Genomic DNA, 15320 nt, shown 5'->3' with positions numbered 1-15320 from the left:
ATTGATTCTTCTAAGACGTCATCCTGACCCTGGAGCGTAGCGATAGGGGAAGGATCCAGGGCTTTACTTGATGGATTCTTCGACTACGTGCTACGCACTTCGCTCAGAATGATGTGGTGAGATGAATATGCGATATGTCCTTAGCTTCATAGTTGCCGTTGCAGTGATTGCGCTTGCGTTCCATTACGCAAAGCCGTTACCGGGCACGAACTTTGACGAATCCTTCTTGCCGAAGGCTTCGTCTGTTCGCTATGTGGCTGCAGGGCATGATGCATCGGTAGCGGGGCTCTTTTGGATCAAGGGCCTCACCGAACTTGGTGAAAGCTACCTCTCTGGCAGGGAATATGCGTATCTCGGCCATGTTGCCGAACTTTCGACGAGCCTTGATACGCTGTTCTATACGCCGTATTATTTTGTCGGTGGCGTAACTCCGATTGACGCTCCCGACACTTCTGATTTTTCTGTATTGCGCAGGGCAACTCGCGTTTATCCTGAAAATTGGCGCCTTGCCCTTTATTATGCGTTGCGCGTTGGTCGTGGACCATACCCCAACAAAACTGAAGCTGCAAATGTGATGCGCAAGTATTTCGATAGCCCGGATACGACGATTCCTGATCATATCCGCACGATTTACCGCAGCTTTGAACTTGATTCCATGCAGACCGAGACGGCTCTCGAAACAGTTTTGAACGATGTGTTCCAACCGCGTTTCAAAAAATTCCGCACAAGCTTCTATGCCAAAATTCTTAGGCTTCTTGGTTACAAGGGCTTAATTGTGGATTACAACAAGGACGAAAATTACCAAAAGGTCAAAGCCCTTGTCGATAACATGGTCGAAGGGAAAATTCCACCTGTTATTGTTTATAACCAGCTCCTCGCAATGAAAAAAGTCGAGGAACCCGCTCCTGCAGACACTACGGCTGCTGCTGATACAGCTAAAGTAAATGCCGCGGATTCTTTAGAAAAGAAATAATCTAATCCCCGCATCTCTTGGAATTTTTCTCAAGTCCCATGAGTTCGAAGGCGGTCTTGCAACGGGCAAAGACTTTTTTTGCTTCGGTGGGGTTAGTTTTCTCTAAAACCTTTCCGCGGTGGTAAAGAATGTTGGCTGTTGCAAAAGGTGTATTTGCTTCGACAGATTTTGCTTCGGCTTTGCGGTAGAGCGAATCGGCATTTCCCGATTTTTGCATGTCTGCTAAACGAGCTTCAGTCCAGTAGTAAATGCCCGTATCATCATCGGTGCTCTTGCCGACCATCTTGAGTGCTTGGGCTGCTTTTTCGCCATTCTGGCTGCCAGCATAGGCAATTGCACATTCCGAATAAAATGCTCCTTGCAATTGGTCATCGAGCTTGTCTAGAACGTCTTCGTCGAAACCTTCGCAAAGTTTCACCGCTTCGCCATATTTTTCAGTGTCGTTTTTCAAGGCCATTTTCGCTTTGACGAGCATTGCCCTTGTTGAACGGTCCAAGCCTTCGTTTTCGACGTAATTCAAGAGCGAATCAGCCATGCTGAAATCAAGGCTTCTGGTTCGGACTTGCCCCATGGCAATCATAATGCGTGCTTCAGAGCGCCTGTCGGCTTCTTTGCGGCTTGCAATGAGCGCGCGATCCAGCTGCGAATAGCCTTTGGCAAAGTTCCCTGCTTTCAAGGATTTTTGTGCGCGGGCCGCGAGCTTTCCGGATTCCGAGGCGAATACTGCGGTTCCGCTAAGCGCAACGCAAAGAGCGAGTTTCAAGGCGTTTTGCATTACCATAGCGTCTCCACGACAAAGGGCACAGAATCATGCGTGGGTACGTTGCCTCTCAGGAGCCACATCTTAGACATGCCGTTCATTAGGTCGTCTGCACTCTGCAATGTGGATTCCGTCGTGTTCATAAAGTCTTGCAGCCCAGTTGTGACCGTACCGAAGTCTGTGACGAGGTGGTCTACACGTCCGACGGTAGAATCCATGGAATTCAGGAGCGTTGTAACTTTGTTCGGGAGAGGCTTGAAATCTTCAAGTAAAAGGCCTACGTTGTTCGTGACTTCGTTTGCTCGGCTCACTAGTTGCGGTACATCCGTTTTCATTGTATCCAGCAAATAGGATGTCTTTTTCAGGACGTTCTTGCCGAGGAACGTGATTTCGTCGAGGCGGTACAACTGACGGTTTAAGTTGTCGTACAGATTGCGGGAACCGAACAAGGCACCCATGGTGGTTCCGGTATCAAGCGCCATATCGACGAGTGTGTTGGCTGCATCGATAAGGGTATTTACACGTCCCAAAAGTTCATTGGTTGTTTCAAGGACTGTTTCGATGTCCTGTGCCTTGCCTGCAATGATAAAGTCCCCGTCTTGCAGTACGCGGCCTTTGCCCTTTTTAATGTCAATGTTGACGACACGAGCCGAAATTAAGTTCTGGTCGCGGATGGCGTAAACGGTCGCACTGTCGGTAATCAGGTTCTGGAATTCTTGACGGATGGAAAATTCCATGAGCACGCCCATGCCATCGTCGTTAATCTGCATGTCGGTGATTTGCCCGACTTCGACACCGCTAATCTGTACGCGAGTTCCCGGTCTAAGGCCGAGTGCTTTTTCGAAAGTACTGTGGAGCCTATATTCCTTGACCTTGATAACTCTGTTAAAAAGGTAATGGTAAAGCACCAATGAAAAAATCATAATGGCAACAGTGCTAATAACGCCGACCAAGAGGCCGGACATTTCCATCCAGTTAATCTGTTTTATCTTTTGAAATGCCATTACTTTCGTGAAATATAAATAGATTATATTGTCAAATTGAATTTAATTGAATTTTTTCGAGGAAATATGGAATTTTTTGAATTTTTGAATACTGCAGTAACTCCGTACCATACGGTGGATGCTTTGAAATCGTATTTCAGAGAGAATTCCTTTGCCAATTTTGATTGTGGTAGCGCTCTTGAACCTGGAAAAGCGTATTTCGTGTGCCGTGGCGCGTCTATCATAGCTTTCCGCACGCCTAAAGCATGGAGCGAGGCTTCAAAGTTCAGGATTGCACTTGCGCATACGGATTTCCCGACGCTCAAGATTTCCCCGAATCCAGATGGCATGAATGCGGGCGTTTGTACGCTCCATACGGAGGTTTACGGTTCTCCGCTTTACACGAGCTGGCTCGATCGCGACTTGGGATATGCGGGCATGCTTGCTTATGTGGATGCAGCTGATGGCCAAACGCTCAAAACGAAGTTGTTCCGCGGTGAAAAACTTTTCAGGATTCCGCAATTGGCAGTTCACTTGAATCGTGGTGTGAATCAGGATGGCCTCAAGGTGAATCCGCAAATAGATTTTAATGCGTTGTGGGCGGGCGCTTCGAATTGTAGCGCTTCTGAAAATCGCAAGAACTTATTTGTGAAGGCGCTTGAAAAGGAACTCCCTGCAGAGGCGCGCTTGATAGATTTCGATGTGCAGTTGTTCGATGCCCAGCCTGCAAATCGTGGCGGGTTTAACGATGAATGGATTTATTCGGGAAGGCTCGATAACTTGAGCAGCTGCCATGCCATTGCCGAAGCGATTGTGGGTGCAAAGTCGGCTGAAAACGATTGCCTTGTGGCTTGCTTCTTCAATAACGAAGAGGTCGGTTCTACCACCCGCGAAGGAGCTGCTGGCAATTTCTTGAAAAGTGTTTTGGATTCTATCGCTTCGCTCCAGAATGACTGTCACCCTGGAGTGCGCGAGCACGATAGGGCCCAAGCGCCTCTCTCGTCAACGCTTGCAGAGTCCATCGCGCTCTCTATCGACATGGCCCATGCGGAACACCCGAACCACACGGAAAAGTACGAACCGAATCACGCCCCGCTGTTGGGCAAGGGCATTGTGCTCAAGACTAACGCACAAAAGCGTTACGCGAGTGACTTGATGAGTTCTGCGCAGCTTCGCCTGCTATGCGAAAAGGCGGGAATCCCGTTGCAGGTATTCATCACGCGAAACGACATGCCGTGTGGCAGTACGGTGGGCCCGACGGTTTCTGCAAATCTCGGAATACCGACGGTCGATATCGGCGAACCCATGCTCAGCATGCACAGCATTCGCGAGATGATGGCCGCAAGCGACCACGCGGACATGATTAAGCTTGTCGAGGCTCTTTTTTGCTAAAGAGCTTTGCTACAGGCTTTTCGACAACGTATTTAAAGATTATTGCGACAACTAACGAAATGCCGAAGACGACGAGCGCGTAGCTGATGTAGTATGCTGCGGCATCGAAGAATGTCTTTGCGTTATCGAACTTTCCAATAAGTTCTCGTTGCCATGGTCTTGTGGCTCCGATGACCAACATGTGGAATAGGTAAATTGCAAACGTGCACGACCCGATGTAATTGATGATGCGGGTTGGAATGTTGTTTGCCTTAATGAAATTGCCCAATCCATAGACGGTGATGAACATTCCTGTTGCCGTGATAAAGCAAGGCGAACATTGGAGCCAGCGGAAGCGATTGTTGACATAGCCGTATTCGGAGAACATGTAATTTTGCAGGCCGAACTTGATGAAAAATCCGAGTAAGTAAATTACGATTCCAATTGCAAAAAGTTTTTTCTGTCGATTGTCGAACTTGCGGATGAACAACGAAAGTTCATAGCCGAGAATGAGGAATATGGTGCAGTAGCCCCAAAGGAATTTGTCGAGATCGAACATGCTCATTTTAAAGAAATACTGAATGTCGCCAACTACGGCGCCTGCAATGGCGATTCCAAGCAAAATGTGTCTTAATTTGTTCTTTTGCGGATTGTCTTGGCAGACAAATGCAAGCATCGGGAAAAAGAAAATAAAGGACATGTAAGTACAAATGTACCACAGATGGTCTCCTGGAGCGAGCCTGAAAATGAATCGTCCAAGGTAATCCCAGTCTGCGTTTGCAATAGACGGCAAATGTTCCGTGAAATAGCGGTAGAAAATGCTAATCAGAATGTAGACAACAGTCGGAATGTAAACGCGCGACAGGAAGGATTTTGCCTTGTAGGGGAATACTTGGATAATGTCGGAATCGCTTTTGATTCTCCCGAAGAAAAAGAAACCCGTGACCAAGAGAAATAGCGGAACATCGTCTGCGATAAATGTCGAAAATGCAAGCCTTCCGCTTACAATGGCACTGTTTTCTACAACGCCTAGCTGGCTATGCGCCATAATAACGAGTAAGCATGCGATAATTCTGACGAGTTCAATGGAATGGTCTTTGCTCTTTATCTGGGGCATCTTTAATCCTTCTCCTTTATTCATGCGCTGAAATTTATAAAATAGGAACAATGTAAATGGCAAGCGTTTAAAAGATTTCTATAATTCGTAGACCAATTCACCAAAAAGACTTAATATGCAACAAATCTCAAAAGAAATAGATAATTTTTTGACGCCCGACGATACCAAAATCATGAAGGGAATCGCAATCATCTGGATGCTTCTCCATCATCTTTGGTTTTTCCCTGTTCGAATTCCAGGTGGCGGGTTCGATAGCCTTTTTACCGTTTTCAATATACCGGCGGTCACTTATTTTGGCATTTTTGGCAAAATTTGCGTTCCGATGTTTTTCTTCTTTGGCGGTTATGGCGTGTATAAAAGCTCCTTTGGGAAACGTTACGATATCGTAGGGCGCCTCAAGAGACTTTATTTCACTTATTGGAGCGTTTTCCTTGTATTTATTCCGATTGGTTTTCTCTTCTTTTCTTCGCAAGACCCTTATTGCGCGGATCCGTTTATTTATACGCGATATAGTAGGTTTGTACATAGGGAGGTGATTTCGAACTTTTTAGGTTTTACATCGACCTATAACAGGGAATGGTGGTTCCTGATAAGTTATGTATTCGCTTTGGTGACTTTCCCGTTTATCAGGGCTATTATCGACCGATTCTCTGCACGAGTCAATATTTTCCTAGCGGTTGTCGTTGCTTTGCTGTTTGCTCATATTTTCCCTGGCTTGAAAACGGTGACTGCTCTTGGCGTTCTCGGAAATAGCCACATGTACCTTCGATTCTTCTGCCAGATTGCTCCTTATGCCGCTTGCTTCTGGATGGGGGCAATTGTTGCGAGAAACGGACTTCTTGATCGTTTGAATAATTCTGCAAAGCAACATGGACTTTTGACTCCTTTGACGGATATTGCTATTTGGTGCCTTGTTATTGCCATGCGTCAAAATGAAGTGGGCGATATCTTTGATATCTTCTTTATTCCAGTCTTGACTGTTGCAAGCATGGACTTGTTGAATCGCACCAAACTCTTGAAAAAGGGAATCTGGTATATTGGCCGTCAAAGCACTTATATGTGGCTTATCCATTCGTTCTTCTGCTACTACTTTGGATTGCCGGCAAAGATTGTCACAGCAACGGGATTGGCTATTCCGTCCCTTGTGACCCTTATTGTGATGACGTATATCGCTTCGATTCTTTTGGGATATTTCTGGAAAGGAGTTGGTATTCTTTACCAAAAAGGCAATTCTATAAAGATCAGTTTTAAACGTTCGGGAGTGTCCAGTGAAAAATAAGGCTATTCAATATTTTTTGATATGGGGTGTTATCTGTCTCCTTGCGAACTTGTTCTGCTCGAATGCGGCCGCTTTTGGTGGCGACCAGAATTATTGGGTAGATTGGGTCAAGCAATTATCAAAAAATGGGCTTGAGCGCTTTAACGGCAACTATCCTCCGCTTTACGTTTTTTGGCTGTGGATCGTGGCGCAAGTTCATAACTTGGCGAACATCCCGATAGAAAAGGGAACGCTCATCAAGTTCTTCTGCCTTTGGCCTGTTTTCTTTGGCCATGTGGGGCTTGTAGATTTGGCGAGCCGTTTGGTGGCGCGTTATAATTTGCCGAAACTTTCTGCGCATTTGGCTCTCGCCTTTGTGGCTTTGAATCCGGCGCTTTTGCTCGATGGCCCGATTTGGGGACAGGTAGATTTGTTCCCTTGCATTTTTGGAATCGCGGCTCTTTATTGCATCAATTTCCGCGGCTTGCTCAAATACGCTTCGATGTTCTTTGCGCTTGCGCTCTTGGCAAAGTTCCAGATGATTTTGCTTTTGCCGATTTTCGGCGGCATTTTCCTCCGTCGCTATAAGCAATCCTGGCGCGGTCTCCCGCTCATGGCGGTTGCAATTGTACTTGTGCTCTTGCCGTTCTTTGTGGCAGGGAATTTGTCGGGGCTTTTGACTCACGCTTACTTGAATACGACGGAACAGTACCCGTTCTCGACTTACAATGCTGCTAACATTTGGATGTTCTTTGTCGGCAATACGAGTCGCGATGCAAATCCGCTTTTTGGACTTTCTCCAGAAGGAATCGGCTTTTTGCTTTCGCCGTCGTGGATTGGAAAGATTTTATTCGTGATTGTCTCGGCATATATTTTGAAGTGTGCTCTTTTTGCAAAGACGCTCCGCCGCACGTTTGAACTTGCAACTTGGGAAGCGTTCGCGTTCTTCCTTGTGCTGCCGGGCATGCATGAACGTTACTTGATTTACGCAGTTCCGTTTGCTTGCGTGTGGATGGTTCTCGAAACAAAGAAGGCTTGGATTTGGACTTTGCTTGTGACTGCCGTTTGTGCCATGAACATTTCCATGGTCAACGGCTTCAAGGGCGCTGATTTGTGGGTCCCAGTTTCGGGGATTGCGATACTTGTTTTTGTGGCCGGCATTGTGCATAATTTTGCACCGAAGGCGTTCCCTGCGTTGATTGAAAAACTTGCCCGTATTCCGTTCCCGCGCTTTACACCATACGTAGTGCTTGCGCTGTTCCTCTTCCCGATGCTCATCGCTGAAATTGTGGGACTCATGCCGGTGAATGTGGAACTCCGTGATAACCAGTTCTACCTTACGGATTTGCCGATTGACCATTACACGCAACAGTACGGTAGCCCGAAAAAGGGACGTTCGGTCGACGGTGCAACGCTTACGGTTCGTGGTCAGCAATACAAGAATGGTATTGGCACGCACGCCAATTCTGAATTGTTCTTTAAGATGCCGGCCGATGCTGATTCGTTGGAATTTGTTGTTGCCGTTGATGATGAAGCAGGTGGCGGTGGTTCTGTTCGCTTTATTGTTGCAACTCCCGAAGAAACGCTTTGGAAAGGTGATGTGGTCTTTGGCAATAAAAAGCCGCAATCGGGTAAGGTCTATATTGGCGGCAAGCAGACGATTATCCTCAAGGCCGATGCTGATGGCGATAACGCTTATGACCATGCGGATTGGCTGAACATCATCGTGACAAAGAGGAAGTGATGAACAAAGTTCTTGGTTGGCTGAAATCGTTCGACGTTGCCAAAGTTACGGTTGTGCAAATTGTTTTGGCGATTGTTTTGCTGCTTGGCATTTTTGCTCGAGTCTATATGTTTGGCTCTGTGCCAGGCGATATCAACCAAGACGAGGCTTTTGCCGCTTATAACGCCTACACGCTCTTGCACCATGCGGCGGATTCTTACGGCTACCGCTTGCCGGTTTATTTGACTGCCTGGGGTTCCGGCATGAATGCGCTTGAATCGTATTTGATGATTCCGTTTGTTGCGCTTTTCGGCATGCATGTCTGGGTGATTCGCATGCCGATGCTCTTGGTGGGGCTGTTATCGCTTGTGGCTGTTTTCTATTTGATGCGCCGCTTTACGAACGTTCGCATTGCTTTGGCGGCTACATTCTTGCTTGCTATTTCTCCATGGCATGTGATGCTTTCGCGTTGGGCGCTTGAATCAAATTTGGCTCCGGGATTTGTGCTGTTCGGACTTTTCTTTTTTGTGAAAGGTCTTGAAAAGCCAAAGTTCCTGATTGCATCGGCTGTGTTTTATGGACTTTCACTTTATGCGTATGCGACTATCTGGATTGCAGTTCCGTTTATTGTTTTGGTAAACGTACTTTATGGGCTTTGGACAAAGTCAATAAACAATAATCGTTACACGTGGATTTCGCTTGGCGTGCTCGCCATGCTTGCGCTACCGCTCATACTTTTCATGCTTGTGAACAAGGGCGTCATTGCCGAAATTCGTTTGCCGTTCATTAGTATTCCCAAGCTGGTCTATTTCAGAGCAAGCGAAATTTCGTTCCAAAAGATTCCCGAAAATTTCATGAATCTCTGGAACATCTTGAAAAATCAATCGGATGGACTTCCTTGGAATTATATAAGAAATTTCGGGCTTTTCTATCCGGTAACGCTTGCGTTTTTCTTTGTCGGACTTGTGGAAAACATTTGGCAGGCGGTCCGTGATGTTTGTGCGCGCAAGTTGGGACTATCTGTTTTTATGCTCGCTTGGTTGCTTGCCGCATTTGCTATTGGCATTTTAATCAGTGTCAATGTGAACCGCGTAAACCTGATTTTCATCCCGATAATTGTAATGGCTGCACAGGGGATTATTTTGGCGTTTAGCTATATCCATCCCAAGATGATTTACGTGCCGCTGGTGGCGTACCTCTTGAGCTTTGCAAATTTCGAAAGGGAGTATTTTACAAAGTACAAAGATCAAATTGCTTCGAATTTCTGCGAAGGCGTTGGCGATGCAATGGACTTTGCTCAATCTTTGGTGAGACCCGGTGGCAAAATTTATGTAGACCCGAACGTGAGCTATCCCCGTGTGCTTTTTTATGGCAAGGTGGATTTAAATTCGTACCTATCGACGGTTCGCTATATCAATTTCCCGAGTGCGTTCCTCTACGTGCACGAATTTGATCGCTATGTCTTTACATTTGATATGAACAGAGTGGATAGTCATGCGATTTATCTCTTGGAAAATAAGGATTCCAGACTTTCAATGTTTGAACAGCAAGGGTTTACTGTACGTAATTTTGGAAAATATATTGTTGCGGCCCCTGCAAAATTACTCTGAGAAGTTGAAATTTGATATATTGGTGTTCGAAAAAAGCCGAAGAAGTTGAATATGCGAATTTCTACTGTTTTTAAGACATGTTCTTTGATGATGCTTATGGTCGTGGTGGGTTTTGCAAGACCTATCAACGATGGCAATAAGCTTTATGCCGCTGGTGATTATGCCGGTGCGCTTGAAAAATATATGAAAGCTAGGCAAGAGGAACCTGCAAATCCATTGCTCTTTTATAACATTGGGACGTGCCAGTACAAGCTCGGGAATTTCGAAGAGGCCAAGAAGGAACTCGAAAGTGCCGTGCGCATGCCCGATAAGGCAATGGCCGCCAAGGCTGCCTACAATTTGGCGAATACGCATTTCCGTGTTGGCGAAAAAGCTCAAGAACCGAGTGCCCGCATTGCCGCTTGGCGTGAATCTGTCGCTTACTTGAAAAAGGCGATTGACCTCGACAACGATTTTGAAAATGCAAAGAAGAACGTCGAAATTGTCCAGCGCAAGCTCAAGGAAGAACTCGACAAGCAAAAAGAAAACAAGGACCAGAACCAGAATCAGAACGACCAGAAACAACCTCCGCTGAGCGATAAGGCAAAACAAGTTTTGGCTCGTGCTCTCCAGCTTTGCAAGGATGGCAAGTATGCCGAAGGCAAGCAAATGCTCGAGAACTTGATTGCTGAAGATGAAACTGCAAGCCAGTTGAGCGGTCACGTGCAACGCATTGATGACATTATTGAAATCAAGGCCGGTCGTAAGCCCAAGGCCAAGATTGACGCTAGCAACACCGACAACGATTTGGAGGTGATCTAATGGCTATGCTGAGACGAAAGACGAAAGACGAGAGACGAGAGAATTGTGTCATCCTGAGCGGAGCCGTTAGGCGGAGTCGAAGGATCTCTGTAGCGTTGGGCTTTGTATTGCTTTTTGCGGTGGTTGCATTCGCGGCTCCGAAGTCGGCTTCTGCATACTATGGCGATGCTGCGTTCCAGTATATTGAAAATCGTTTGCCTACTGCAGAAATTACTTGTAACGAAGGCTTGCAATATTATCCGAACGATCAAAAATTGCAGATGCTCCTCGATCGCATTCACGAAGCGAAGGATGAGCAGAAGAACGAAAATAAGAAAAACGATCCTAAGAACGACCAGAATCAAGACCAAAATAATCAGGACCAAAATCAGGATCAGAACCAGAATCAAAATGGTGACCAGAGTTCTTCTAGCGCCCAGAATGACCAAAATCAGGATCAACAGAATCAAGGTCAGAATGGTCAATCTAGCGACAGCCAACAGCAAAGTTCCGATAGCAATGGCGGTTCTGGTGAACAGCAACAGCCCGAACAGTCCGAAGGCAATTCCAGCGATAGCAACGGTTCCGATCAAGAACAACCGCAGCCGCTTGCGCCTGGTGAGTTGACTCCTGAAGAAGCTGCCCAGCTCCTCAAGGACTTTGACGAACAAAACGGCGAACGCAAGCCTTGGAAACCCGTCCGCGGCCAAGTCCGCCCTGCCAAAGACTGGTAAGCCGAGAGTCGCGACGGCAAGCTTGCTTGCCGGCATGACCGAGGCGCAGAGTCTTGCGCCTGCGCAAAGCTGGTAAGGCGAATGTCGCGAAAACAAACTTTAAAACCCGCCTTAGTGCGGGTTTTACTTTTTATGCAAAAATTTTTGGCAAAAGATGGTCTGTTTCAGACAAAGATTGTATTTTGAGAATAAATACAATCAAACTGATACGGGAATCATAAAATTAATATACATTGGTAAAGACAATTTAATAAAGAGGATTATATGAAAAAGCTCTTGGCTCTCCTTCCCGCCGCAACTTTAGCATTGACAGGTTGTTTATCATCTTCTGATAATAGCGCTACGGCGGCAGTCCCGGGCCCTCCGACACCGACTCTCCCGACAGGTTTCATTGTAACTCAAATGGGCGAATTTAATTATGCTGCCGATGGAACTTTGGATATTGTTAAAGCGTCTTGCACGGCATATGCAAATGAGCCTGTATGGAAAACGACGACTCAGCGTGGTTCTATAACAAAGTCCGATGATGATAAGGCGCAAATTGATTTGGGCGATGGTGCTGGTTCAAACGTTTATGCTTTTAAGACTATTGCAGGGGAATCGTTCCCGAATGGAAACTTCTATAAGGCCTCGACTGTGAACAATGCGCTCATCGAAGGCGTTGTGCTCGAAGATCCTTATTATAATGAAGTTATTTATATCAACACGCCGTGTCTATTCCAGAATTTTGGCGAAATGCAAGAAACGATGTCTCAAATCGCCAAGGTCCCGAAGTCTTCTGTGAAGATGGAATGCGATAAGATTAGCATCCAAGGTCTTGAAATGGCTTATGTCTCCCATTCGGAAACATCCATTAATTACACGCTTTCTTATGCGGGCAAGACTTGCACTGTCAAGCATGATTTCCTTTATGCTTATAATAAGGCCGATTGCTCTAAGGCGTTCAAGAATTATCAAGACGAATTTGATAGTGGCGAAACGGATGACTTCTTTAACTTCGAACTTTACGACCAAGATATTCTTGCATCGGCAGAGTGCGTTGATGTGCTGAAGAATTTCCACAACGCAACGGGCCTTGCTAAGAGTGGCGAAACTTCTACGATTAGCGAAAAACAGGTCAAGGATATTCTCCGCGCTGTTGGTTCTAAACTCCGTAGCGGCAACAAATAATCTCCAACAAACAAGTAATGTAAAAAAGCGCTTCGCAATTGCGGAGTGCTTTTTTTGTTAGAATGACCATACCATGCCGGTAATTCCTAGGCCCATCATCCCGAGTCCGCCTATAGTAAGTCCAATAGAGGTTCCTGCAACTAAAGCTTTTAAAGGGGAGAATGTGTTTGATGTGTCTATATTCGATGCCATCGAGCGGTCTTCTTTTACGGCATAAACCTGCGGAGGTGTAAGCGACACGGCAAATGTGCTTGTGATCAGTAGCGAGAGGCTTAATACGAGGATTGCCGCAAATTTCATGTGCAGAATATAGTTTTTGCCTGTTTGAAAAGGATGTGTTGTCGAAAAAACACCGAAAATATGGCCAAAATTGCGTGTTTTGGGCTTAGGGGCGTCTGCGAGGCGGTATATTCTAAATAAAAAGATATATATTAGTAAATACCTGTCGATTAAAGAGGGGACATCCACATGGATTTTGATAGCTTATTATCGCACCACAGAGGGAAGGCCTGTGTCGTTTCGGTCGAGTTTTTCCCAGACGGTTCCTATGGGAATATCCGCGTTGTTGCTGGCAACAAGGCGCATTGTGAAGATATCGAAGCCTTGACACATCATCCTTTTGTGCCTGGCTGTCCGTATGAAGCATGTTTCCCGAAAAATCCGAATTTTGAAGAGCATTGCTGCTGCTGTATTCGTGAAAACAGACCGCTTCATGCTTATGTCAATCTCTACATGATGAATCTGTGGCTCAATATGTTCCTGTTGCCGCTGGATTCTGACCAAGAAAATATTGGTTATTGCTTTTATTGTTATGATGTCGCCCCCAAGGCGGATTCTTCTGCAATGGCGGACCTGTCTGCGGAAACGGCCTCTAATGTGTTGAAGTCTTGCATCAAACTGCGTGGCTCGGAAGACGTGAGGAGTGCGTTCCAGGAAGTTGTGGGGGACATTTGCGATATTTGTGGTGCCGGCCATTGCTGCATTTTGCTGGTGGATGATGAAAAGCGTAGCTGTACGAACTTTGCGGAATCGCTTCGCGAAGGGAGGGGCTTGTTCCCGATGTCGCGCTACATCAATGACTTTTACAATGTGGCTAAAACGTGGCCGGATACGCTTGCGGGTAGCACGTGTATTATCATAAAAGATGAACGCGATATGGAAAAGCTGCGTGAGCAAAACCCGATTTGGGCAGAATCGCTCAAACAGGCCGGAGTCCATAGTGTGGTGCTTTTCTCGCTCCGGCATGGTAAACAACATCTCGGTTACATGTGGGTCATCAATTTCAATGTTGACGATGTAATGAAGATTAAGGAAACTCTCGAAGTGACGACGTTCTTCCTTGCTTCTGAAATTGCAAGTTATCAGCTTTTGAACAAACTTGAAATTATGAGTACAATAGACTCGTTGACGGGCGTTAAGAACAGAAATGTGATGAACAACCGTGTTGACGAAATTGTCGCAGGTCACGAACCTGTGCCGGTGGCTGTGCTTTTTGCAGATTTGAATGGGCTTAAGCGTGTGAACGACGACCAAGGCCATAGTGCTGGCGATACAATGTTGTGCTCGGCGGCCTCGATTTTGCAGGCAGTATTCCATGATGGCGATGTGTACCGTGCGGGTGGTGACGAATTTATGATTCTTATCCCCGCAATTGAAGAAGACGAATTGCAGAACCGTCTTGCTCGAGTCCATTTCTTGTCGGGAAAAACAGAAGATGTCCGTTTCTCGATAGGCTCTTGTTATGGCAAGAAGGACATTCGCAAGGCGATGCGACTTGCCGATGAGCGCATGTATGCCTTTAAGAATGCGTACTACGAAGCGCACCCTGAATTGAAGTACAGATAAGCAATATTTGTATATTTGTAGGTGATGCTTGCAGCCCTTCTCAAAATGACCCGCCCTGTAAATATCGTAATTGCCGTGATTACGTTGCTTATCGGTTATGAATTGCTTGGGGCGAGTTATCCTTACTTTGTAATGGTTTCGTATGGCGAATCCGAATTTCGCCTTGGATGGGTAGTGCAGGCGCTTGGTTTTGCTTTTGCCATTGGCTTTGCGAATATCCAGAACGACATTCTGGATTTGGAAAGTGACAAGATGAACCGTCCGGAACGTCCGCTTGTAACTGGGAAAGTTTCGGTAAAGGCTGCGCGCAGGGCTTGGATTGCCATGCTTGCGTTGATGTTATTCTGTGGACTCCTTAATGCTATTTTGCAGAATCTCGGAACAATCGAGATTCAGATTGATAAATTAAATGTTATCTACAATTCCGATAAAGTTTTGAACGGCTTTGTTGCCGCTACATCTCCACTTTGGTTTTTCGTGCTTCTCGGTGCGCTCCTGATTGCTTACAACAGGTGGCTCAAGCATATTCCGCTTATAAAGAATATGACGGTTGCGATTCTCTGCACCACTCCTTTGTTCTTTGCTCTACTGTATTTCTACAGCTTTTTGCACCCGTTTCCCGAGAATTTTGTTTCCGGTATTTTCCCTGCAATTGGTTTTGCTTTCCTGCTGACGTTGGCTCGTGAAATTTATAAGGATTTGGAAGACGAAACCGGCGACCTCAAGGCGGGCATTATGACGTTCCCGCTTATAGCAGGTGCCGCAACTGCAAGGCGTCTTGCTGGAGCGATTGTCCTCTTTACTTGGATTTCTCTACCTATCCCGGTGTTCTTCTTGGGCATGCAACCGCTGTTCTTGTATATTACAGCTATAATGCTCACGCCTTGCTTTGCCTATGTGCTTTATCAGGCGCACAAGAAAAATTACAGGCGTGCCCAAACTGCCGTGAAAATCGGGATGTTCTTGGGGTTGATTGCGCTTCTCGCAAGCTTGTAG

The 15320-nt window shown here is 46.2% G+C and carries 13 protein-coding genes; 10 read left to right on the top strand and 3 right to left on the bottom strand.

Annotated elements, in window-relative coordinates:
- Window positions 1-127 precede the first annotated feature (127 nt).
- Window positions 128-973, top strand: coding sequence for a hypothetical protein (locus BUQ91_RS13370; protein ID WP_074209629.1), 846 nt, complete (start codon window positions 128-130; stop codon window positions 971-973).
- Window position 974: 1 nt separating this feature from the next.
- On the opposite strand, the gene BUQ91_RS13365 is transcribed toward BUQ91_RS13370, so the two are convergent.
- Both BUQ91_RS13365 and BUQ91_RS13360 read right to left on the bottom strand, forming a co-directional pair.
- Window positions 975-1754 carry a hypothetical protein gene (locus BUQ91_RS13365; RefSeq protein ID WP_074209628.1) on the bottom strand — a complete coding sequence of 260 codons (780 nt, stop codon included), beginning with the start codon at window positions 1752-1754 and terminating at the stop codon, window positions 975-977.
- Window positions 1748-2737, bottom strand: a complete 990-nt coding sequence (locus tag BUQ91_RS13360; protein ID WP_074209627.1) for an MlaD family protein — start codon at window positions 2735-2737, stop codon at window positions 1748-1750. The genes BUQ91_RS13365 and BUQ91_RS13360 overlap by 7 nt, the downstream gene beginning before the upstream one ends.
- Before the next feature lie 66 nt (window positions 2738-2803).
- Between BUQ91_RS13360 and BUQ91_RS13355 the strand changes: the two genes are divergently transcribed.
- Window positions 2804-4108: a M18 family aminopeptidase gene (locus tag BUQ91_RS13355; RefSeq protein ID WP_074209626.1), complete on the top strand. Its 1305-nt coding sequence runs from the start codon at window positions 2804-2806 to the stop codon at window positions 4106-4108.
- Here the strand turns inward: BUQ91_RS13355 and BUQ91_RS13350 are convergent.
- Window positions 4080-5204 carry an acyltransferase gene (locus tag BUQ91_RS13350; protein WP_074209625.1) on the bottom strand — a complete coding sequence of 375 codons (1125 nt, stop codon included), beginning with the start codon at window positions 5202-5204 and terminating at the stop codon, window positions 4080-4082. The genes BUQ91_RS13355 and BUQ91_RS13350 overlap by 29 nt on opposite strands.
- A 115-nt stretch (window positions 5205-5319) precedes the next feature.
- Here BUQ91_RS13350 and BUQ91_RS13345 point away from each other — a divergent pair, with 115 nt between their 5' ends.
- The 8 genes from BUQ91_RS13345 to BUQ91_RS13305 all read left to right on the top strand — a co-directional run bounded on the left by BUQ91_RS13345 (window position 5320) and on the right by BUQ91_RS13305 (window position 15320).
- A complete protein-coding gene (locus tag BUQ91_RS13345) occupies window positions 5320-6483 on the top strand; it encodes an acyltransferase family protein (RefSeq protein ID WP_072829560.1) in 1164 nt (387 codons plus the stop codon).
- The gene (locus tag BUQ91_RS13340; RefSeq protein ID WP_072829558.1) at window positions 6473-8206 is read left to right on the top strand and encodes an NPCBM/NEW2 domain-containing protein; all 1734 of its coding nucleotides are present in this window, start codon (window positions 6473-6475) and stop codon (window positions 8204-8206) included. Before BUQ91_RS13345 ends, BUQ91_RS13340 begins: the two co-directional genes overlap by 11 nt.
- Complete coding sequence (locus BUQ91_RS13335) at window positions 8206-9795, top strand: ArnT family glycosyltransferase (RefSeq protein WP_074209624.1); 1590 nt, start codon at window positions 8206-8208, stop codon at window positions 9793-9795. The genes BUQ91_RS13340 and BUQ91_RS13335 overlap by 1 nt, the downstream gene beginning before the upstream one ends.
- Before the next feature lie 51 nt (window positions 9796-9846).
- A complete protein-coding gene (locus tag BUQ91_RS13330; RefSeq protein ID WP_074209623.1) occupies window positions 9847-10596 on the top strand; it encodes a tetratricopeptide repeat protein in 750 nt (249 codons plus the stop codon).
- Window positions 10596-11309: a hypothetical protein gene (locus tag BUQ91_RS13325; protein ID WP_139299750.1), complete on the top strand. Its 714-nt coding sequence runs from the start codon at window positions 10596-10598 to the stop codon at window positions 11307-11309. The genes BUQ91_RS13330 and BUQ91_RS13325 overlap by 1 nt, the downstream gene beginning before the upstream one ends.
- Before the next feature lie 264 nt (window positions 11310-11573).
- Window positions 11574-12479: a hypothetical protein gene (locus tag BUQ91_RS13320; RefSeq protein ID WP_074209621.1), complete on the top strand. Its 906-nt coding sequence runs from the start codon at window positions 11574-11576 to the stop codon at window positions 12477-12479.
- Window positions 12480-12947: 468 nt separating this feature from the next.
- The gene (locus BUQ91_RS13310; protein ID WP_074209620.1) at window positions 12948-14324 is read left to right on the top strand and encodes a diguanylate cyclase domain-containing protein; all 1377 of its coding nucleotides are present in this window, start codon (window positions 12948-12950) and stop codon (window positions 14322-14324) included.
- 24 nt (window positions 14325-14348) lie between these two features.
- On the top strand, window positions 14349-15320 hold the full coding sequence (locus tag BUQ91_RS13305) for a UbiA family prenyltransferase (protein ID WP_074209619.1): 972 nt from the start codon (window positions 14349-14351) through the stop codon (window positions 15318-15320).

Origin of the sequence: Fibrobacter sp. UWB11, from assembly GCF_900143015.1 — a bacterium.
Taxonomy (GTDB): Bacteria; Fibrobacterota; Fibrobacteria; order Fibrobacterales; family Fibrobacteraceae; genus Fibrobacter.
Note: the sequence above shows the minus strand (reverse complement) of the source record. Positions and strands in the feature narration are given on the sequence as shown.